The following is a 20,106-nucleotide window of genomic DNA, read 5'->3' on the forward strand; positions in this document are numbered from 1 at the left end:
GGGCGTGCATAGGTCACCGCGTTATCGTGCCATCCGCCGCCGTCGCCGGGCCGCCGGTGCGTACCCCGAGACGCGGAACCGCGGATGCGCCAGATTTGTCCGGCATAAAGGATGGGGGGACAGTCACAGCCTCGGCTTACGGCGCCCTGACGCGCGGTGGGAAAGGCTGGGACGGAGACTCGCCCGTATCGCCCGGATCCTGAATCCTGGAGTACCGGCTTCCGCATCCGCGCGACTGTCGGGTTACGGGAACCGCGGGGGCCCCGAGAACCGTAGGACCTATAGGCACACCGAAGGAGCCCCGCCCCCGGGGCCGTGGGCGCCGACACCGTGAAGCTGAGGAGAGAGCCGTGAGCACCGAGAACGAGGGAGCCGCCGTCCCGCCGGAGGCCAAGCCGCCGACCGGGCCGCAGTCGGACAGCGCCCCCGCGTCCGCCTCCGGCGCCCGGACTCCCGACGCCCCACCCGCACCCGCCACGCCCCCCGCGGCACCTCCGCCGCCGGACTTCGCCCCGACCTTCACCTCGACCTTCGCGTCGGCTCCCAGCGGCCCCGGCGGCCCCAGCGGCCCCGGCGGCACCCCCGGCCACCCGCAGTACCCCACCCACCCCGGTGACGGCGCGGCGCCCGGTGACGGCGCGGCGCACTCGGCCGAGCACACCGCCCAGCTCCCCACGTACGGCGCGACAGCCGGCCACGGCTCCTCCGGCGGCGGCTGGGGCCAGCCCCCGTACGGTGGCGGCCACCCCTGGGCGGCGCCGGCCGGCACCCCCGCCCCCAAGCGGCGCAACGGCGGCCTGATCGCCGCCGTCCTGGTGGCCGCGCTGGTCGCCGGCGGGGTCGGCGGCGGCATCGGCTTCTGGGCCGCGGGCCAGAACGACAACTCCTCGACCACGGTCTCCGCCCCCGGCGACGCCGGCGCGCTCAACCGCAAGCCCACCTCGGTCTCCGGGATAGCGCAGAAGGCGCTGCCCAGCGTCGTGACGATCGAGGCCCAGGGCGCCACCGGGGAGGGCGGCACGGGCACCGGCTTCGTCTACGACAAGCAGGGCCACATCCTCACCAACAACCACGTCGTCGCCAGCGCGGCGGACGGCGGCAAGCTCACCGCGACGTTCTCCAACGGCAAGAAGTACGACGCCGAGGTCATCGGCCACGCCCAGGGCTACGACGTCGCCGTGATCAAGCTCAAGAACGCCTCCGACGCCACCCTCAACCCGCTCCCCCTCGGCAAGTCGTCCCAGGTCCAGGTCGGTGACGCGACCATCGCCATCGGCGCCCCGTTCGGCCTGTCCGGCACGGTCACCACCGGCATCATCAGCGCCAAGGACCGCCCGGTGGCCTCCAGCGACGGCGGCGGCACCAGCGCCTCGTACATGAGCGCCCTCCAGACGGACGCCTCGATAAACCCCGGCAACTCCGGCGGCCCGCTGATGGACGCCGCCGGCAACGTCATCGGCATCAACTCCGCCATCCAGTCGGCCGGCAACGGCGGCGGTCTGGGCGGCGAGTCCAGCCAGTCCGGCAGCATCGGCCTGGGCTTCGCGATCCCCATCGACCAGGCCAAGCGGGTGGCCCAGGACCTGATCAAGACCGGCAAGCCGATCTACCCCCAGATCGGCGTCCAGGTCGGTATGCGGGACAGTGGCGACGGCGCGACCATCGCCCAGACCGGCAACAACGGCTCCGACGCGGTCACCCCGAACGGCCCGGCCGACAAGGCCGGCCTCCAGCCCGGCGACACCATCACCAAGCTCGACGACACGGTCATCGACAGCGGCCCCACCCTGATCAGCGAGATCTGGCAGCACAAGCCCGGCGACACGGTGACCCTCACCTACAAGCGCGCCGGCAAGGAGCACACCGCACACGTCACCCTGGGCCAGCGCACAGGCGACAAGTGACGCGCTAGTCTGATCCCGCGACACCCGCGTCACGCACGCGCCGGTGCCGCGGGGAGGCTTGCCCGAGCGGCCTAAGGGAACAGTCTTGAAAACTGTCGTGGCGGCAACGTCACCGTGGGTTCAAATCCCACAGCCTCCGCAGGTGAAGTACTGAGAGCGGCCCCTGACCGGGAAATCCCGGTCGGGGGCCTTCTCCGTTCCCGGTTGTCGTGCATCGGGGGCTGACCGTTCCTGACCGCGCTTTACCGTCCCGTCCGGCACCGATCTGGCACGCGCTGAGGGCCTGACCCAGCCCAGCCCAGCCCAGCCTGGACGTGGCGGGGCGTTCGGTGCTCTGTGCCGGCAGCCTCGCGGGGTGTACGACGCCCAGGTGGACGACTACGCCGAGCACAAGGCGACGCCATCGCAACAGCACGCAGATCTTCCACGTGACCAGCACATTCCTCCGCGCCCACCCATGAAACCCGGCTGGCCCCGGCCGGGAAGCAGCAGCCCGGAGCGCGTGCGACGGTGAACTCATGAGAGTAGGAATCATCGGGGCCGGCCGTGTCGGCACTGCCCTGGCCCGGCACTTCACCCGGGCGGGGCACTCCGTGATGCTGGCGAACTCCCGCGGCCCGCAGACCCTCGCCCCGCTCGTCGGCGAACTCGGCGAGAACGCGACGGCCGGAACACCGCAGGAAGCGGCCGACTTCGGCGACGTCGTCGCCCTGGCCGTCCGATGGGACCAGAAGGAGGACGCGGTGGCCCTGGTCTCCTCCTGGGACGGCCGGGTCGTCCTCGACCCGATCAACCCCAACCGGGAGACGGCCGACGGCCTGGAACGGGTCGACACCGGCGGCCGACACACCAGCGAGATCGTCGCCTCACTCGTGCCGGGCGCCCGCTTGGTGAAAGGCTTCAACACCTACCCGGCGCAAGTCCTCGCCAAGGACCCCGCCGTGAACGGCGCACGCCGCGTCGTCCTGCTCGCCGGCGACGACCCCGAAGCCAAACGGAAAGTCGCCGAACTCGCCAACAGCTCCGGCTTCCAGGCAATCGACACCGGAACACTCGCCGAAGGCGGACCCCTATTCGAAACCGGCGGCCCACTGAGCGGCCCACACACCGCACTGACCGCCCTCTGAACCCGCCACGCCCCGAGCGAGCACGGTCTGCGGTCCCTCCAGCTCACGGCCCGATTCGGTGCCCTGACTATGCTGACCACCGCGCGGTGTGTGCGAGACGGTTGCGCCACTCCGGTTGTTCTTGGGAGAGGTGAGGGTGTGGCCAAGCCTGTACGTGCGGCTGTCGGGAATGTGTGGGTCAAGTGCACTTTCTGCCAGGGCGATCAGTTTCGGGACCGTGAGGTGAAACTCAACAGCACCGGCATGGAGTTCATGAACTTCGGCTGGGCGAACGAGTCGGCGACCGGGCTGATCTGCTGGGACTGCGGCCATGTGCAACTGTTCGTGAACAGGGATCTCGCGCTGTACAAAGTGAAGAAGGACAAGGGGTGACGTAGGTCCCCCGCGCAGGTGGTCGTCGCCTCGTCGCTCCTGGTGGCTTAGGCGTCCGGTGGGGGCACCCAAGGGCGTCATTGTCGGCAACGAAACGCAACGCGACGCAACCCTACGGTCCGACGATGGCGCGGAGGGCGGCAAGATGCGCCTGGTAGGCCCGTCGTCCTTCGCCGGTCAGGCGCAGCCACACGCGCTGGCGGGTGTCGCGCACGGCCTTGCGCTGCTCGACATATCCGGCCTCCATCAGCACCGTGACGTGCTTGCTCAACACCGAGGCGGAGACGTCGAGTTGCTTTTGCACCACCGCGAACTCGGCTTCGCCGGCGGTGTCGAGCAGAGCGCAGACGCGCAGCCGGTTCGGGGCGTGGATGGTGGCATCGAAGCCGTCCATCGGGTCGATTGCGCTGTCACGCGTGCCGGGGTTCACGAGCCCTGCCGGTGCAGGCGGACGAAGGCGAGGTGGAAGGCGATGGACACCGCGGCACCGATGCCGGAGGCGGCGAACAGCCAGACGGGCTGTCCGGTGCTGCGGAAGGCCACCGCCGGCCCGACCAGCAGCGTCGGCAGCCCGATCATCAGCGGCAGCGTGGCCCGCTTGGGCAGTACGTCCAGGCGCAGCGCCACGCCGGTCTTCTTGCGCCAGTCGGCGGCGGCGAAGGCGAACAGCGCCAAGTAGCCCGCGGTGGCGATCACCATGATGGCGGTCCAGGCGAGCTTCGGTAGCAGCCACTCAGGACTTGCCGTCATACCGCCGAAAACCAGTGGGATTGCGGCGATGTACAGCGTGAGGGCGACGGCGAACCAGCGCGGCCACGGGGTGGCGGACAGGGCGGCGGTGGAGGCCTGGACGTGTTCGAGCTCGGCCAGGGCGGCGCGGGCCTGCTGCGGGGTCGGGCGGACGGCGTTGCTTTCCATGTCGGAAACAGTAGCTGTGTGTTTCCGATGCGGCAAGTCTCGATTTTCCGCTATGGAAAGTGTCTGCCTCGCGCCGGGACGGCGTCCCTCCGGCGCGGCGACGTGGCAGGTCGGGGCGGCGGCTGCCGTGCCTGCGCGCTCGGTGGCGACGTCATGGTGTCGCCGTGGGTTCGAGTCCCACGGCCTCCGCGGAGGTCGGTGAAGTGCCTGGCGGGTTGGGTGCAGCCGGTTTGGGTGCAGCCGGTTTGGCACCCGATCGACCTGGCGGCAAGCCGGCCCAACCGGTTTCATTTGTTTCTTTTGCTTGGCGGGGCTGCGGGGCTGTGGGGAGGCGTCCCGTCATATTTGGGCGCGTTCGGGAAAACGTGCGGGGCGGGGAGGGGTGCGCTTCTGGCGTGGGTGTCATGGGCACTCAATAGTCAACACGTGACAGGTATTACAGCGTGGTGACGGGTGACATGCTGGCTGTCATTGCTGATCGTTTCCATGCGAGCGTGAGACAGCTTCAGATATGGAGCAACCTTTTGGGTTCCAATATCACTGGCATCGCGCGTCGCGTCGTACACCAACTGGCAGCGCGTTATTGGCTTCTCGGGAGCGCAGGCGGACGGGTGGCCGCGGAGAAGTCCTGGGATCGGCTCCGGGTTCCGTTCCCGGATGAGGGGTGGGGTGCCGACTGGCTGACGCCAGGAGGGGAGGGGTTTTCGGGCCCCGGCTGTGCGATGCTTTTGTCTGGCGGGGATGCGGTTTTGTGAGTGGTGGTTTTGTGAGTGGTGGTTTTGTGGGTGCTCGTAGGGCGGGGAACGTGGCTGCGGCGCATCGGGGCGATGTGGTGATTCGGCGGGCCGAGGGGCGGGATGCCCGGCGGCTCACCCGGCTGGTGCGGAAATCCGGAGCGTATGCGGGGCAATATTCCGCGATGGTCGACGGATATCGGGTGGGGCCGGACTACATTGCGGTGCATGAGGTGTTTGTCGCGGTGTGTGATGAGGGCGACGGAGGGCCGGAGCGGATTCTGGGGTTCTATTCGCTCGTCGTCGAGACCGCCGAACTCGACCTGATGTTTGTTGCGGACAGCGCGCAGGGGTACGGGATCGGGCGTCGGCTGATCGACCACATGAGGGGTGAGGCGCGACGCGGCGGGCTCGACCGGGTGCGGGTGGTCTCCCATCCGCCTGCCGAGGGCTTCTACCGCAACATGGGCGCTCGCCCCAGCGGTGTGGTGCCGGCCAATCCGCCGGCGGTCATGTGGGACCGGCCGGAGTTCACCTTTGATCTGACGGGGGCTGGTGTGGCCTGAGGGGTGGGGGACTGGGGACTGGGGACTCTTGAGTGGCCCTGTGGCCCTGTGGCTCGGTGCCCTGTGGGGGCTATAGGGGCTGGCCGGGGAAAAGCGCTGGCGGGGCGTGGGGACTGTGGTGATCGTGGTGTGTATGGCGCGATCGTTTGAGGAATTGGTGGCGGAGGCCGAGGCCGTATCGGTCGAGGGCTGGGACTTCTCGTGGTTGGAGGGGCGGGCCACGGAGGAGCGGCCCTCGTGGGGGTATCAGCGGGCGATGTCGGAGCGGCTGGCGCGGGCGTCGGCGGCGCTGGACATCCAGACGGGCGGCGGAGAGGTGCTCGCGGGTGCGGCGAAGCTGCCGCCGGTGATGGTGGCCACCGAGTCCTGGCAGCCGAACGTGGCCAAGGCCACCTCGCTGCTGCATCCGCTCGGCGCGGTGGTGGTGGCCGATGCGGATGAGCCGCCGCTGCCGTTCGGCGATGCGGCCTTCGATCTGGTGACGAGTCGTCATCCAGTGACCGTGTGGTGGGAGGAGATCGCCCGGGTGCTCACGCCCGGCGGAACGTACTTCTCCCAGCAGGTCGGTCCGGCGAGCGTGTTCGAGCTGGTGGAGTACTTCCTGGGGCCGCAGCCGGAGGAAGTGCGGCGGGCCCGCCATCCCGAAGACGCGCGCCGGGCTGCGGAGGCGGCCGGGCTGGAGGTCGTCGACCTGCGTGCCGAGTCACTGCGGACCGAGTTCTTCGACATCGGGGCGGTCGTCTACTTCCTGCGGAAGGTCGTGTGGATGGTCCCGGGGTTCACCGTGGAGCAGTACCGGGAGCGGTTGCGGGAGTTGGACGCGTTGATCCGGAGGGACGGGCCGTTCGTGGCGCATACGACGCGGTTCCTGATCGAGGCGCGGAAGCGGTAGGGAGGCAGCAGAGTCGGAGTGGGTGGGAGGGAGGGTGGGAGTGAGCGAGTGGGAGTGAGCGAGTGGGAGTGAGCGAGTGGGAGTGAGCGAGTGGGTGGGAGGGAGGGAGGGGGTGGGAGGGAGGGGGTAAGTGGGCTTAGGGGGATGGGGAGTTGGACTAGCGGCGGTGGGCTGCGGAGGCGATCGTCGCTCGTGCCTCGCCTTCGGGCAGGCCGGCATGGCAGGCGGCCTCTACCAGCCTGGCGGCGAGTTCCTGGCCCAGGCCGGATTCGTAGGCGCGGCAGGCCGCCCAGAACAGGCGGGCATTGCGCTGGCCGTCCGGTGAGGTGCGTACGAAGCGGACGAGGGCCGCGGCCTGCTGGGGCGGGACGGCGGACGGGGGCGTGGAAGGGGATGTGGGCAGGGGTGGGGATGTGGGCGGGGCCGGGCGGTGAGCGAGTGGGGGTGAATGCGGGGGCGTGAGCAGGGCGAGGAGGGCGTTCGGTACGGGGGCGGGGGAGTCCGGTCCGTCCGGTGCGAGGACGTAGCGGCCGCGGGTGGTGAGCGAGCCGGGGCCGACCAGATAGCCACCCGCACCGCGGACGTCGATGCCGGGGGCGAGCCGGCCGACCGAGTTGGGGACGGGCGGGGACGGCGGGCCGGTGAACCAGAGGTGGCGACCGCCGCTGGGCGTGCGGACGACCACGGTCGGCGGGATCACGAAGTCGTGCTGCTCGGCGAGGAACCGGAGGGCCGTGAGGCCGTCGGCGCCGTTCTTGGTGTCGAGGTCGACGCCGATGAGGTGGTGCGGGGGCAGCCCGCAGGCGAGGCCGTAACCGGTGGCCCACGGCGCGGCGGCGAACAGCCTGCGAATCATGAGCGGGTCAGTGCTCGCGTCATGGACGCCGTGTCCGATGCGGCCGCATCCGCCGCGGCAGGGCGGGACCTCGGGGTGGCCGGGGTGCGGGGACCTTACGGCGGGGAGTTTGCTGCGGGTCAGCGGGATGACCGGGTAGCCGCGCTCGGCGGCGCGCAGGGCGTGGGCGAGCGCGGCGGAGTGCGGGTCGGTGGGGAGGGCGGTTGGGGTGGTGGGTGCGGTTGGGGCCGTTGGGGTGGTTGGAGCGGTTTGGGTGGTGGGGGCCTTCTCTGAGGGGTCTGCCGTGGGGGCATCCGGGTGGGCATCGCCAAGGTGCGCGGACCGCTGGTCGGACCGCTGGTCGGGCCGGGGTGCGGTCGGTGTTTCGGCATGGCGTCGGTGCATGGCCATGGCTCCATTTTCGTACGAATGTTCGACGAAGGGAAGGGGGTGCGTGTAGGGGTGGCCCGTGCGCCGGGTCGGTCGGTCAGGTGGATGGAGTCGGTAACCCTTGCGGGCGAAGGGTTCCGGTGGGTGGTGACGCAGGTGCGGGGGGTGTTCAGGGGGTGCTGTGGTGTGGCAGGGGTTTACCCGGGGTTCCTCATGCTTGCGAGGGAATCGCCCCATCGTGGCGGGTTCGCCGGGGATTCGGTGGGCAATCCTGAGGTCGCGGCGTCGTGGCAAGCATCGTGGTGGTCGGCCAACTGCCCGATGGAGGAGCAGGGTTCGTGGAGTTCGTGGAGTTCGTGGAGTTCGTGCAATCCGGAGCGTGATGAGCGAGATGGGCGGGTCGGGGGAGCAGGTTCGGCAAGCGCGTGAGACGCGTGACAGGCGTGCGTTGAGGGCGCGTGTCGCGTGAGAGCGCGTGAGAGTGCGGGGCCTGTACGTCGATCCGGCAGTTCCGGTCGTTTCGGACGAGCGGTTCCGGCAGAACGGATCTCCAGCGGAACGGCTCCAACCCCCAGCAGAACAGCTCCAACCCCCAGCAGAACAGATCCAGAGTCTGTGTTCCGTAGGAGGAATAGACATGGCAAGCACCCGTACAGCCCGCGTCTTTGCCGTGGCCGCCGCGCTGCCCTTTGCGCTCGCGCTGCTTTCCGGTGTGGCGCAGGCCGATAACGGCGGCTTTGCGGACCATGGTTCGAGCTCGGCTGCTACGAGCCAGGGCGGGACTGTCATCGGCCACGACAACCACGGCAACTCGACCACCGGTCAGCAGGTTGCCAACGGCGCCGGCGCCTCCAACCAGAACAACACCGCGAGCGTGAACGGCTCCGGGTGGACCGCCATCGACCAGGACAACACCTCGGTCGGCTTCGGGAACAACATCGGCTGACCCGGAGCCGCCGTGGGGAGTGGCGGTCGACCGACAGGTGATGTGTCGGGGTCGGCGCGGAGAGCAGTGGGGCTGCTCTGGGGTTCACTGCGCCGACCTTGACAGCGAGCGGGTTTCTGACGGACAGTCAGAAACCTGCTCGCTCGTTCGTACGCCCGGAATCCCGCGCACCGGACGTACGGCCACCAGAAGGGGAGGCCGCCGCGTGCACCTCGCCCCCACCGCACGCCAGGAGCAACTCCGCGCCGAACTCCGTTCCTACTTCAAGGCGTTGCTGGCGAATCGGAGTCCGAGCCCGAATCGGAGTCCGAGCCCGGATCGGAGTCCGAGCCCGGATCGGAGTCCGAACTCGACGGATCGCGGTCCGAGCTCCGATGGCGGTCCGGGCCCGGATCGCGGTCCGAGTCGGCCCGGTGTCGTCGACGATCCCGCGGCGCGGCGTGCGGTGCTGCGCCGTATCGGCGCCGACGGCCTGCTGGGTCTGGGGTGGCCGACCGCGTACGGCGGACAGGGTCGCGGCCCCGATGAGCAGTTCGTCTTCTTCGACGAGGCGTACCGCGCCGGCGCCCCGGTCTCGATGGTCACCCTCAACACCGTCGGCCCGACCCTCATGAAGTACGGCACCCAGCAGCAGAAGGACTTCTTCCTGCCGCGCATCCTGAGCGGCGAGATCGTCTTCGCGATCGGCTACACGGAACCGGAGGCCGGTACCGACCTCGCCGCGCTCCGCACCCGCGCGGTGCGGGTGTCGGACGACGAGGGCGACCACTGGCTGATCGACGGTGCCAAGTCGTTCACCAGCAACGCCCACCAGGCCGACTGGATCTGGCTGGCCTGTCGGACCGACCCCGACGCTCCCAAGCACAAGGGCATCTCGATCCTCCTCGTGCCGACCGACGCGCTCGGATTCTCCTGGACGCCGATCGAGACGGTGGGCGGGCTGACGACCACCGCCACGTACTACGACGGGGTGCGCGTCCCGGCCGGAAACCTCGTCGGCGAGGAGAACGCCGGCTGGAAGCTGATCACCAATCAGCTCAACCACGAGCGGGTGGCCTTGGCGGCGATCGGGATGCAGGCCGAGGACGCCTTCGAGGCGGCGCTGGGGTACGCCCGTACGCCGGATCCGGCGACCGGCGAGCGCCCGGCGGACCGCCCCTGGGTGCGGTCCCGGCTCGCCGAGGCGCACGCCCGGCTGGCCGCCACCCGGCTGCTGAACTGGCGGTTGGTGGGCGATGTGGGCGCCGGCACGCTCAGCCCCGGGGACGCCAGCGGCGTCAAGTTCGCGGGCACGGAGAGCGCCGTCGAGGTCTACCGGATGTGTCAGGAGGTGGTCGGCGATACCGCCCTGGTGCGGGCCGGTTCGCCGGGCGCCTTCGGGGACGGCGAGTTGGAGCGGATGAATCGCGCCGCACAGATCAACACCTTCGGGGGCGGAGTGAGCGAGGTCCAGCGGGAGATCGTCGCGACGATGCGTCTGGGGATGGGGCCGGGGACGAGGTCGGGGACGAGGTCGGGGACGCGGAGGGGGCAACGGTGAGCGGGCCGGGGGCGGACGTGGGCGGCAGCGACGGGAGCCCTGGTGCGCGTGGTGCGGGTGAGTTCTTCCAGCGGTTGAAGGCGTACGAGGGCAGGCCCACCGGCACCGTCGGCGTCGGCAAGGACCCGGTCAACCTGCCGATGATCCGGCACTGGTGCGAGGCGATGGGCGACGCGAACCCGGCGTACGACGGACCGGACGCCGTCGCGCCGCCGACGATGCTCCAGGCCTGGACGATGAGCGGCCTGTCCCGGCACACCGACCGTTCGTCCGCGTACGACGAGCTGTCCGGGCTGCTCGACGACGCGGGCTACACCTCGGTGGTCGCGACGGACTGCGAGCAGGAGTATCTGCGGCCGCTGCGGCCGGGCGACGAGATCACCTTCGACGCGGTGATCGAATCGGTGTCGGAACGCAAGACGACCAAGCTGGGGACGGGGCACTTCGTCACCACGCGGATGGACATCCGGGCGAACGAGGAGCCGGCGGGCACGCACCGCTTCCGGATTCTCAAGTACGCCCCTGCGCGGCGGCCTCCGAAGGGCGAGCGCCCCCGTCCGGTGATCAACCGGGACAATGCGGGGTTCTGGGCGGGGGTGGCCGATCACCGGCTCCTGATCCAGCGGTGCGGCGGCTGTGGCACGCTGCGCTTCCCCTGGCTGCCCGGCTGCAACGGCTGTGGATCGGCGCAGTGGGACGCGGTCGAGTCGTGCGGAGTGGGCACCGTCTTCTCGTACGTGGTCATGCACCATCCGCCGTTCCCGGCCTTCGATCCGCCGTACGCGGTGGCGTTGATCGAGCTGGCCGAGGGCGTGCGGATCGTCAGCAACGTGGTGGGCGTGCCGTGCGACGAGGTGCGGATCGGTATGCCGGTTCGGCTCGAATTCCTTCGGGTGGACGGGGAGTTGGAGCTGCCGGTGTTCGCTCCCGTACAGGGCGTCGCGGGGGGTGTGGGCTGATGGACTTCACGCCTACCGAGGAGCAGACCGCCGTGCGTGAACTGGCGGGGCAGATCTTCGGCGACCTGTCGACGCCCGAGCGGCTCACCGCCGCGGGGACGGGCACCGACACCGAGCTGTGGAAGGCGCTGTGCACCGCCGGGCTGCCCGCGGCGGTCGGGGAGACCGGCCTGCTCGCGCTGGCCCTCGCCCTGGAGGAGCAGGGGCGGACCACGGCCCAGGTGCCGTTCGCGGCGACCTGTGCGTACGGAGTGCTGACCGTCGCCCGGCACGGTACGGAGGAACAACGCGCACGGTTGCTCCCCGCGCTGTACGACGGGACGGCGGTGGCCACCGGGGTCCTCCTCCGTTCCAGCGTCCGGGCCTCCGGCGGTGCCGGAGGCGCCGGCGGTGCCGGAGGTGTACGGGCTTCCGGCGGCGTACCGGCCTCCGGGGGCGTACCGGCCTCGGGGTGGGGGCGGCTGACCGGGACCGTTCCCGTGGTGCCGTGGCTGCGGGACGCCACGCATGTGCTGGTGGCGGACGAGGACCGGGCGCTGTGGCTGGTACCGGTCGCGGAGGCGCGGGTCGACCCCGTCGAGACCACCGCGCCCTGGTCCGCCGGGAGGCTGGTGCTGGACGGGGCCGGCGGCGAGCGGCTCGGGGGCGAGGGGGCCTACGAGGACGTGCTCGCCCTGTCCCGGATCGCGTTCACCGCGCTCCAGGCCGGGGTCTGCGCCGGCTCGCTGGCCCGCGCGGTGTCGCACACCACCACCCGCGAACAGTTCGGCCGTCCGCTCTCCGCCAACCAGGGCGTGCTGCTCCGGGCGGCCGACGCGCACATGGACACCGAGGCGATACGGGTCACCGCCTACGAGGCCGCCTGGCGGTACGACGAGCGGCTGCCCTGCGCCGAGCATGCGCTGACCGCCGCCTGGTGGGCGTCGGAGGCGGGGGCGCGCGTGGTGCACAGCGGCCAACATCTGCACGGCGGGATCGGTGCCGACGTCGACCACCCCGTCCACCGGCACTTCCTCTGGGGCCGGCAACTCGACGCCCACCTCGGACCCGGTGCACAACTCCTGGAAGAACTGGGTGACTTGCTGGTCGGGGAGGACCGGGCATGACGATCGCAGAGCCCACTGGCCGTATCCGGGTAGGTGACCGACTGCCGCCGCTGGTGGTCCCCCTCACCCGCACTCTGATCGTCGCCGGAGCGATCGCCTCCCGCGACTACCAGGACGTGCACCACGACGCCGAACTCGCCAGGGAGAAGGGCGCGCCCGACATCTTCATGAACATCCTCACCACCAATGGGCTCGTCGGCCGCTACGTCACCGACCACTTCGGCCCCACCGCCGTCCTGCGCAGGGTCGCGATACGGCTCGGTGTGCCCAACTACCCAGGAGACACCATGGTGTTGAGCGGTACCGTCACCGCCCTCGACGGGGATACGGCCCAGCTGACGATCACCGGGAGGAACGGGCTCGGCAACCACGTCACCGGGACCGTCACCCTCACTCTCACCGGAACCGACACCGGAACCGACCCTGACACCGGAACCGACCCTGACACCGGAACCGACCCTGACACCGACACCGACACCGACGCCGCCGGCCCCCGCCCCGAGGCCACCCCATGAGCCTCCGTCGACCCGACACCCTCGGCGGCCGGGCCGCCCTCGTCGGTATCGGTGCGACGGAGTTCTCCAAGGACTCCGGCCGCAGCGAACTGAAGCTCGCCGTCGAAGCCGTGCACGCCGCCCTCGACGACGCCGGGCTGGCCCCGGCCGACGTCGACGGCCTCGTCACCTTCACCATGGACACCACCCCCGAGATCACGCTCGCGCAGGCAGCCGGCATCGGGGAGCTGTCCTTCTTCTCCCGTATCCACTACGGCGGCGGCGCGGCCTGCGCCACCGTCCAGCAGGCGGCCCTGGCCGTGGCCACCGGCATCGCCGAAGTCGTCGTCTGCTACCGCGCGTTCAACGAACGTTCGGGCCGCCGCTTCGGTTCCGGCGTCCAGCACCGCGAGCCGTCCGCCGAAGGCGCGGCCCTCGGTTGGAACCTCCCCTTCGGGCTGCTCACCCCCGCCTCCTGGGTCGCCATGGCCGCGCAGCGCTACCTCCACACCTACGGCCTGACCCCGGAGGCCTTCGGTCGGGTCGCCGTCACCGATCGTCGCCACGCCGCCCGCAACCCGGCCGCGTACTTCCACGGCAAGCCCATCACCCTGGCCGACCACGCCGCCTCCCGCTGGATCGTCGAACCGCTGCGGCTGCTGGACTGCTGCCAGGAGACCGACGGCGGCCAGGCGCTCGTCGTGACGTCCCCCGAGCGGGCCCGTGACCTCCGCCGCCCGCCCGCCCTGATCACCGCCGCGGCCCAGGGCGCCGGCCGGGCCCAGGAGCAGATGACCAGCTTCTACCGCGACGACCTGTCCGGCCTGCCGGAGATGAACGTGGTCGCCCACCAGCTCTGGCGCACCTCCCGCCTCACCCCCGCCGACATCGACGTCGCCATCCTCTACGACCACTTCACCCCGTTCGTTCTGATGCAGTTGGAGGAGTTCGGCTTCTGCGCGCCCGGCGAGGCCGCCGACCTGGTCGCGGCGGACACCCTCCCCCTGAACACCCACGGCGGGCAGCTCGGCGAGGCCTACCTGCACGGCATGAACGGCATCGCCGAGGCCGTGCGCCAACTGCGCGGCACCTCCGTGAACCAGTCCCCGGACGCGGCCCATGTGCTGGTCACGGCGGGGACGGGGGTGCCGACGTCGGGGTTGATCCTGAGCCGGGACGGTGGGGGCGCCTGATCGGCCGCGGGCACTGTGGCGGTAGCCGGTAGCGGATCGGCCGCGGGCCCCGTCGGCAGCCGACCGACCGCCGCGGTGCTTGACCCTCCGGTAACAGGAGGCCCTACGGTCCCGAGCCATGAAGATCGTTGTTCACGACACGGCGTCCGCCATGATCGACCTCCTCCAGCGACCGCTGGAGGAACGGCCCGATGCCCTACGAGACATGCTCAGCCCCCTCCAGAGCATGATGTCCACGGTGGGTGGCATGGACCCGGTCCAGACGCACCGACAGGGCAGTGGCTTCCGACTCGACCGCGAGGAACCGCGGTACCTGCCCGCCGTGCGTCAGATGCAGGACGCCGGGGTGTGGCACCGGATCGAGGACTCCCTCGCCGCCGCATGGGAGCGGATCAGCGGTGCGGTGCCCGATGCCGAGCACGCCGAGACCGTGCACGTCGTCGTGGTGCTCGGCGACCCCGACGACGAGCACCTGACGGTCCGCAGCGCCGGCTACCTCGGTATGGGCGGCATCCCGGGCACGATCTACCTGCTGATGTGGCCGACCGAGACGAGCCTGAAGAAGATCGACCACGCCGCCGCGCACGAGCTGCACCACAACGTGCGCTACGCGAACGTGGCCTGGAACCCGATGGCCGTCACGGTGGGGGAACACGTCGTCGCCGAGGGACTGGCCGAGGCGTTCGTGCGGGAGCTGGCCGGCGAGCAGGCCATGGGCCCGTGGGCGACGGGCCTGACCGGTGCCGAACTGGACCGCGCCTACGGGAAGATCACCGCGGACATCGACGTGGCCGGCATGCAGAACCTGACCGGGTACGTCTTCGGCGACGCCACCGCGCAGATGATGGGGCACCGGCCCGTGGGGCTGCCGGACTTCGCCGGGTACGCGGTCGGACTGCGGATCGTGGACGCCCACCTGGCGGCCTCCGGGCTGACCGCCGCCCAGAGCGTCGCCCTGTCGGCGCGCGAGATCCTCGTCAACGCCGGCGTGCCGACCGGTGCATGACCCCGCCCCTAGGGGACCGTCCCCACCCATCCCCCCAGAGGAGGTGCGGCGGCCCCGGCCCGTACGCCTTGAGACGGATGCCGCTTCGGCACCTTGGACCGATCCCCCGGGACCCCCCGCGCTTCTAGCGTGGAACCCATGACCACGCCTGTGTGCACCAGCGCTTCGACCGCCGCTGTGTTCCCGTCGTTCTCGTCCTATGTACGGGCCCGGGGACCGGTCCTGCTGCGCGCCGCGCGGTCGCTGTCCGCCAATCCGAACGACGCCGAGGACCTGCTCCAGACGGCGCTGGCCAAGACCTATGTCGCCTGGGAACGCATCGAGGACCACCGCGCGCTGGACGGCTACGTCCGCCGCGCGCTGATCAACACCCGCACCTCCCAGTGGCGGAAGCGGAAGGTCGAGGAGTTCGCCGTCGACGAGCTCCCCGAGCCGGACCCGCAGCCCGTGCCGGACCCGGCGGAGCTGGAGGGGCTGCGCGATGCGATGTGGCGGGCGGTGATGCGGCTGCCCGCCCGCCAGCGGGCCATGGTCGTCCTCAGGTATTACGAGGACCTCAGCGAGGCCCAGACCGCCGAGATCATGGAGGTCTCGATCGGCACGGTCAAGAGCGCCGTGTCCCGCGCCCTGGCCAAACTCCGGGAGGACCCGGAGCTGGCCATGATCGCGTAAGGGCCATCGATCAGCCGAAGACCGTAGGGGCCACCGAGCAGCCGAAGACCGTAAAGGCCACCGATCAGCCGAAGACCGTAAGGGCCATTGATCAGCTGACCCCGGGGGCCGCCGATCAGCCGAAGAAGACCGACGACACGTCGTTGTCGAACCCGATGGCGCTCAGGTCGGCGACATCACCGTCGATGACCTTCGACCGCCCCGTGCAGTTCGGCCCGGACCAGATCTTCAACGATCCGGCGGCCTGGATCGACGAGGCGACGTCGTCCCGCGCGACGTTCCGGCAGCCGCGCCCCGCGAGCCCCTGTGACGCCCCGCTCTCCGCGAAGCGGGCGTCGTCGAAGAGCACGGCGCTCGTGGCCGCCTTGCGCTTCCCACCGCCGTCGGAAGAGCCGCCGCCCGTCGACTGCCCGGCCTTCCCACCGTCAGGCGTCACGCCGAACCACGTGCCTCCGACCCCCTGCCCCTTGGTGTCACCGGGCTTGAGGTCCTTGCTGAAGCGGTACACCGGCCACCCGCCGATGGTCACCTGTAGCGCCCCGTCATCCCGCCGCACGACCCCGACATCGGACTTCCCGACCCCGTCGACGAAGATCTTCCCGCCCGGAGCGACGACCACCGGCGGCCAGGTGACCGCGCAGTCACCGTTGCAGTGCGACGCCGAGGGGTGGGCGGTGTCCTTGTCGAACCGGTAGAGCGTGAAGCCCGCACCGTTGACCACGACCGGGTCGAGGTCCCCCGCCGCGGACGCGCTCAGCTGCACCCACTTCTTCGCGACCGGCCGCACCGCCGGCTGCCCCGGCCGGTTCGCCCAATCCCCGGTCTTCGCCGGGGCGTTGTGGTCCTTCGCCGTTCCGCTGAGGAAGTTCAGGTCGCCGGGGCCGCCCTTCGCCGCGGCGGCCGGCGCGGTGGCCGCTGTCTTCGCCGCGGCGTCGGCGCCCTTGCCGGTGCCCGCACCGTTGCCCCCGCACGCGGTGAGCACCAGCGCCCCGGCCGCAGTGGCCGCAGCGATCATCCCCATGCGCTTGTGTGTCATCGATCTCTCCCCCTCGTGAGGTGCTCCGGACCCCCCGGAGCCCTTCACCACCCGATACGGGCGCCCTGACGAACGGTGCTCAGCCGGTTACGCGGCTGAGACGCTTCCAGGACGGCCCACGGACACTCCGCCGGTCAAGAGCGACCTTTCGGGCGAATGCACCCGTCATTCGGTCACGGGAACCCCACCGGCCCGCGGCCACGTCCCCCCGCCGGTAGACCCGAGCCATGCACCTGCACCCGGACCTGGAACCCGCCCCGTACGTGGGACGCATCGGCATCTGGAGCCTGGCCTTCACCCACGGGGACCGCGGCGAGGCACGCGAAGCCGCCGCCGAACTGGAGGAGTTGGGCTACGACACGCTCTGGCTCGGCGGCAACCCCGGCGGCAACCCCCGTGGCGACCTCGGCACGACGGCCGAACTGCTCGCGGCAACCGACCGCGCCGTCATCGCCCCCGCCTGCGTGTCCATCTGGCACCAGCCCGCGCCCGCACTCGCCGCGGCCTACCACGCCCTGCCCACCCGACACCGCGCGCGACTCCTCCTCGGCCTCGGCGTGAGCCACCCACAGGTCGAGAGCCGCTACCACCGCCCGTACACGGCGCTCAGCGCCTATCTCGACGCGCTCGACGCCTCAACTCCGCGGCTCCCCAAGGCGATGCGCTTCCTCGGCGCCCACGGCCCGAAGATGACCCGACTCGCCGCCACCCGGACCGCCGGCGTCCACCCGCACCTGACGATCCCCGACCACACCGCCCACACCCGCAAACTCATCGGCGACGGCCCGCTCCTGGCCCCCACGGTGACCGTGGTCATGGACGCCGGCGCGTCGACCGCCCGCGCCACGGCCCGCGCCGCCCTCGCCCCGTACCTCGCCCGGTCCAGGAACTACGCCAACAGCTGGCGGCGCGCCGGATTCACCGAGGACGACCTCGCCGCGCACGGCAGCGACCGCCTCATCGACGCCCTCTTCGCCTGGGGCACCCCCGACCGGATCGCCGACCGCGTCGCCGAACGCTTCGCCGCCGGCGCCGACCACATCGCACTCCAGGTCGTCACCGACGGCCCGCACGGCCCATACGACCCGTACGCCTTCCCGCGCACCGCGTGGCGCACCCTGGCCGAGGCCCTGTTATCGCGGCTGTGACCAGCCCCGGACGGTCGGGCCGCAGTCGCGCGGCCTGGCCGGCACCTCTCGTCAGCGCTGCGTGGTCGCGTACGCGACGAAGTCGGCCCAGGCGGCCGGCCGGACGTGGAGCCGGGGGCCGTGGGGGTGCTTGGAGTCGCGGATGTGGATGGTGCCGGGGGTGGCTGCGACTTCGATGCAGTCCGGTCCATCAGCAGTGCTGTAGCTGCTTTTGATCCACGTCAGTGTCATGTCTCTCCCCGCAGTTTCTCGATGAAGGCCAGTGACTCCCGTGGAGTGAGAGCCTGAGCCCGGATCGTCCCATACCGCATTTCAAGGATCTGGACCTCCCTGGGGTTGGAGATCAGGCGGCTGGTGAGCTGCACTTCGTTGTGCCCGATCGCCGTGCCGTCCTTGAGCTTCAGTACGCGTAATGAGCCGTCGAGGCCGGAGTGTTCTTCCGTCCCCATCGGCATCACCTGGATCTCGACGTGCCTCAACTTCCCGATGTCGAGAAGGTGTTCGAGCTGTCGTCGTAACACCATCTTGCCCCCGACCGGACGTCGAAGCGTGGCCTCTTCCTGGACGAATGTCAGCAGAGGGGCGGGCTGTTGCTCGAAGATGGCCTGCCGGGCCATACGAGCCGCTACCCGGCGTTCTAGCTGGTCCTCGCTGAAGGCCGGGCGTCGCAGGCCAAAGAGCGCCCGCGTGTACTCCTCCGTCTGTAGTAGCCCCTGGATGACGGAGTTGTTGTACGCCCCCAACTCAACGGACGCTGCCTCCAGCTTCGCCAAGTCCCGCACCTTCTTCGGGTACCTGGCCTGTTCTACGTCCTTCTTCATCGCGGCGATCTTCCCGGCCGCCCCCAGCACCTCATCAGCCTTGTCGAGGAACTCCGGGCGGGGGATCCGTGCGCCCCGCTCGATCTTGTAGATCAGGTTGTCGCTGTACCCCATGGATTCCGCGAACTCAGCCGGGCGCAGCCCTGCGGCCTCCCGCCACAGTTTGAGCTGGCGCCCTACGGCCTCGACGACAGCCCTGGATTCGTCGTCCGGATCGAGGTCCCAACCGGCTTCGTCAGCCCCGTCAACACTCATCCACTTCCACCTTCTGGACAGCGGGGACAACCCAGGACAACCCAGGGGACAGTCACCGCGCGTACCTGCGTCATCACTGTTCAGCGTAAACACGCGCGACCACGCTGAGTGACATGAATCAGCAAATTGCCGAGCGCAAGCTCCACTTCAAGGTCCAGCTGTCCGCCACCCGCCGGGGCGCCCGCCTCGCGCGGTTGCTGGCCACCGAGCAACTCCGCCTCTGGGGCCTGGCTTTCGACGTGCCTGTTCAGGTCGTCGCCGAGCTGGCCGCGAACGCCGCGTCACACGGTCGCGTACGGGGACGCGACTTCCGGCTCGCCATGGCGTCTGACGCGGACACGCTCCGTGTCGAGGTGACGGATGCGCGCAGTGACCGAATGCCGGTCCAGCAGGCTCCGGGCGTACGGGAATCCGGGCACGGCCTGATCCTGGTGGACGCGCTCGCCGATCGGTGGGGAGCCTGGCAGGGGCCCGTTCCCTGCAAGACGGTCTGGGCCGAGTTCGATCTGCCGCTCTGGGGGTGAGGGCCGAGTGCGTTCAACCGGAGGCCGGGGACCAGGACTTCGGTGCCTCCGGCCGTCCTAAAAGACCAAAAAACCCCAGGTAGAAAGAACCAACCCACCAAACCCAACCGGAGCCAACCGGCTCGCTCACTCGCTCGGGTGATCAGGGCCCGCAGAGCTGGCCTCCGCAGTCCTCGCCGGTGCACTCTCGGCAATGGCAAGACGCATATGACCGCAAACATGCGACGGCCCCCGGTCGGGAGTGCCATCCCGAGTCGAGGGCCTGACCACCGAGGAACGAACCTTCCTGATGGCTGAGCAGCAGTTTAGTGCGCCTTCGTGCGCCCAGTACGACGTTCGCCGATCCTTCACCCGCCCATCTGCCGGCGTACGCAAGGTCACCGAACACCAGCGGCCGGGCTACACGATCGTCGGCAACCACCTCGCCCAGCACAGGGAGCTGTCGGTCGTGGCGATCGGGCTCGGAGCCCATATCCAGTCGCTGCCCGAGGGCGCTCCCGTCGACATCCGTTCGTTGGCCAAGAGGTTTCCCGAGGGGCGTGACCGAATCGCCGCCGGCTTACGGGAGTTAGAGGCAATACTGGTGACTTTGGGCTTTGGGGGTCGTTGAGGGGGTGTGCCAAGGCCCGGACAGACGAAGTCGTCAGCAGGTGAGCGTTTGTCGGATC

The 20,106-nt window shown here is 70.3% G+C and carries 22 protein-coding genes and 1 tRNA gene; 17 read left to right on the forward strand and 6 right to left on the reverse strand.

Going from position 1 to position 20,106, the window contains the following annotated elements:
- The first annotated feature begins 350 nt into the window (after positions 1-350).
- The 4 genes from AB0C96_RS02575 to AB0C96_RS02590 all read left to right on the forward strand — a co-directional run bounded on the left by AB0C96_RS02575 (position 351) and on the right by AB0C96_RS02590 (position 3,403).
- On the forward strand, positions 351-1,904 hold the full coding sequence (locus AB0C96_RS02575) for a trypsin-like peptidase domain-containing protein (protein ID WP_362912867.1): 1,554 nt from the start codon (positions 351-353) through the stop codon (positions 1,902-1,904).
- Positions 1,905-1,956: 52 nt separating this feature from the next.
- Positions 1,957-2,043, forward strand: a tRNA-Ser gene (locus AB0C96_RS02580).
- A gap of 379 nt (positions 2,044-2,422) precedes the next feature.
- Complete coding sequence (locus AB0C96_RS02585) at positions 2,423-3,031, forward strand: NADPH-dependent F420 reductase (RefSeq protein ID WP_362912869.1); 609 nt, start codon at positions 2,423-2,425, stop codon at positions 3,029-3,031.
- 138 nt (positions 3,032-3,169) lie between these two features.
- Positions 3,170-3,403 carry a hypothetical protein gene (locus AB0C96_RS02590; protein ID WP_362912871.1) on the forward strand — a complete coding sequence of 78 codons (234 nt, stop codon included), beginning with the start codon at positions 3,170-3,172 and terminating at the stop codon, positions 3,401-3,403.
- A gap of 112 nt (positions 3,404-3,515) precedes the next feature.
- On the opposite strand, the gene AB0C96_RS02595 is transcribed toward AB0C96_RS02590, so the two are convergent.
- Positions 3,516-3,797, reverse strand: a complete 282-nt coding sequence (locus AB0C96_RS02595; RefSeq protein WP_362912873.1) for a transcriptional regulator — start codon at positions 3,795-3,797, stop codon at positions 3,516-3,518.
- 32 nt (positions 3,798-3,829) lie between these two features.
- Entirely contained in the window at positions 3,830-4,321 is a 492-nt protein-coding gene (locus AB0C96_RS02600) for a hypothetical protein (RefSeq protein WP_362912875.1), read from the reverse strand.
- An 805-nt stretch (positions 4,322-5,126) separates the two neighbouring features.
- Here AB0C96_RS02600 and AB0C96_RS02605 point away from each other — a divergent pair.
- On the forward strand, positions 5,127-5,621 hold the full coding sequence (locus tag AB0C96_RS02605) for a GNAT family N-acetyltransferase (RefSeq protein ID WP_362912877.1): 495 nt from the start codon (positions 5,127-5,129) through the stop codon (positions 5,619-5,621).
- 133 nt (positions 5,622-5,754) lie between these two features.
- The gene (locus tag AB0C96_RS02610) at positions 5,755-6,513 is read left to right on the forward strand and encodes a class I SAM-dependent methyltransferase (RefSeq protein WP_362912879.1); all 759 of its coding nucleotides are present in this window, start codon (positions 5,755-5,757) and stop codon (positions 6,511-6,513) included.
- Positions 6,514-6,670: 157 nt separating this feature from the next.
- Here AB0C96_RS02610 and AB0C96_RS02615 read toward each other — a convergent pair whose 3' ends face one another.
- Positions 6,671-7,759: a bifunctional DNA primase/polymerase gene (locus tag AB0C96_RS02615; protein ID WP_362912881.1), complete on the reverse strand. Its 1,089-nt coding sequence runs from the start codon at positions 7,757-7,759 to the stop codon at positions 6,671-6,673.
- A gap of 616 nt (positions 7,760-8,375) precedes the next feature.
- Between AB0C96_RS02615 and AB0C96_RS02620 the strand changes: the two genes are divergently transcribed.
- From AB0C96_RS02620 to AB0C96_RS02655, 8 genes are all read left to right on the forward strand, one after another.
- Positions 8,376-8,684: a hypothetical protein gene (locus AB0C96_RS02620; RefSeq protein ID WP_362912883.1), complete on the forward strand. Its 309-nt coding sequence runs from the start codon at positions 8,376-8,378 to the stop codon at positions 8,682-8,684.
- A gap of 205 nt (positions 8,685-8,889) precedes the next feature.
- Positions 8,890-10,224: an acyl-CoA dehydrogenase family protein gene (locus tag AB0C96_RS02625; protein ID WP_362912885.1), complete on the forward strand. Its 1,335-nt coding sequence runs from the start codon at positions 8,890-8,892 to the stop codon at positions 10,222-10,224.
- A gap of 17 nt (positions 10,225-10,241) precedes the next feature.
- Positions 10,242-11,183 (forward strand): OB-fold domain-containing protein, encoded by a 942-nt coding sequence (locus AB0C96_RS02630; RefSeq protein ID WP_362912920.1) that lies wholly within the window; start codon positions 10,242-10,244, stop codon positions 11,181-11,183.
- Entirely contained in the window at positions 11,183-12,289 is a 1,107-nt protein-coding gene (locus tag AB0C96_RS02635; protein ID WP_362912887.1) for an acyl-CoA dehydrogenase family protein, read from the forward strand. Before AB0C96_RS02630 ends, AB0C96_RS02635 begins: the two co-directional genes overlap by 1 nt.
- 23 nt (positions 12,290-12,312) lie before the next feature.
- Entirely contained in the window at positions 12,313-12,804 is a 492-nt protein-coding gene (locus AB0C96_RS02640) for a MaoC family dehydratase (RefSeq protein WP_362912922.1), read from the forward strand.
- The gene (locus tag AB0C96_RS02645) at positions 12,801-13,976 is read left to right on the forward strand and encodes a lipid-transfer protein (RefSeq protein WP_362912889.1); all 1,176 of its coding nucleotides are present in this window, start codon (positions 12,801-12,803) and stop codon (positions 13,974-13,976) included. Before AB0C96_RS02640 ends, AB0C96_RS02645 begins: the two co-directional genes overlap by 4 nt.
- Before the next feature lie 118 nt (positions 13,977-14,094).
- Positions 14,095-14,982 (forward strand): DUF2268 domain-containing putative Zn-dependent protease, encoded by an 888-nt coding sequence (locus AB0C96_RS02650; protein WP_362912891.1) that lies wholly within the window; start codon positions 14,095-14,097, stop codon positions 14,980-14,982.
- A gap of 138 nt (positions 14,983-15,120) precedes the next feature.
- Positions 15,121-15,654, forward strand: coding sequence for a SigE family RNA polymerase sigma factor (locus tag AB0C96_RS02655; RefSeq protein ID WP_362912893.1), 534 nt, complete (start codon positions 15,121-15,123; stop codon positions 15,652-15,654).
- Positions 15,655-15,769: 115 nt separating this feature from the next.
- Here the strand turns inward: AB0C96_RS02655 and AB0C96_RS02660 are convergent, their stop codons facing one another.
- Positions 15,770-16,690, reverse strand: a complete 921-nt coding sequence (locus AB0C96_RS02660) for a hypothetical protein (RefSeq protein WP_362912895.1) — start codon at positions 16,688-16,690, stop codon at positions 15,770-15,772.
- Between the two features lie 227 nt (positions 16,691-16,917).
- Here AB0C96_RS02660 and AB0C96_RS02665 point away from each other — a divergent pair, with 227 nt between their 5' ends.
- Entirely contained in the window at positions 16,918-17,838 is a 921-nt protein-coding gene (locus AB0C96_RS02665) for a TIGR03620 family F420-dependent LLM class oxidoreductase (RefSeq protein ID WP_362912897.1), read from the forward strand.
- A gap of 51 nt (positions 17,839-17,889) precedes the next feature.
- Here AB0C96_RS02665 and AB0C96_RS02670 read toward each other — a convergent pair whose 3' ends face one another.
- Positions 17,890-18,069, reverse strand: coding sequence for a DUF397 domain-containing protein (locus AB0C96_RS02670; protein WP_362912899.1), 180 nt, complete (start codon positions 18,067-18,069; stop codon positions 17,890-17,892).
- Positions 18,066-18,914 (reverse strand): helix-turn-helix transcriptional regulator, encoded by an 849-nt coding sequence (locus AB0C96_RS02675; RefSeq protein ID WP_362912901.1) that lies wholly within the window; start codon positions 18,912-18,914, stop codon positions 18,066-18,068. Before AB0C96_RS02675 ends, AB0C96_RS02670 begins: the two co-directional genes overlap by 4 nt.
- Positions 18,915-19,027: 113 nt before the next feature.
- Between AB0C96_RS02675 and AB0C96_RS02680 the strand changes: the two genes are divergently transcribed.
- Together AB0C96_RS02680 and AB0C96_RS02685 are read left to right on the forward strand one after the other, a co-directional pair.
- Positions 19,028-19,438 carry an ATP-binding protein gene (locus tag AB0C96_RS02680; protein WP_362912903.1) on the forward strand — a complete coding sequence of 137 codons (411 nt, stop codon included), beginning with the start codon at positions 19,028-19,030 and terminating at the stop codon, positions 19,436-19,438.
- Between the two features lie 289 nt (positions 19,439-19,727).
- Positions 19,728-20,048: a hypothetical protein gene (locus AB0C96_RS02685; protein ID WP_362912905.1), complete on the forward strand. Its 321-nt coding sequence runs from the start codon at positions 19,728-19,730 to the stop codon at positions 20,046-20,048.
- Positions 20,049-20,106 lie beyond the last annotated feature (58 nt).

This window comes from Streptomyces sp. NPDC048506 (assembly GCF_040651315.1).
Taxonomy (GTDB): Bacteria; Actinomycetota; Actinomycetes; order Streptomycetales; family Streptomycetaceae; genus Streptomyces.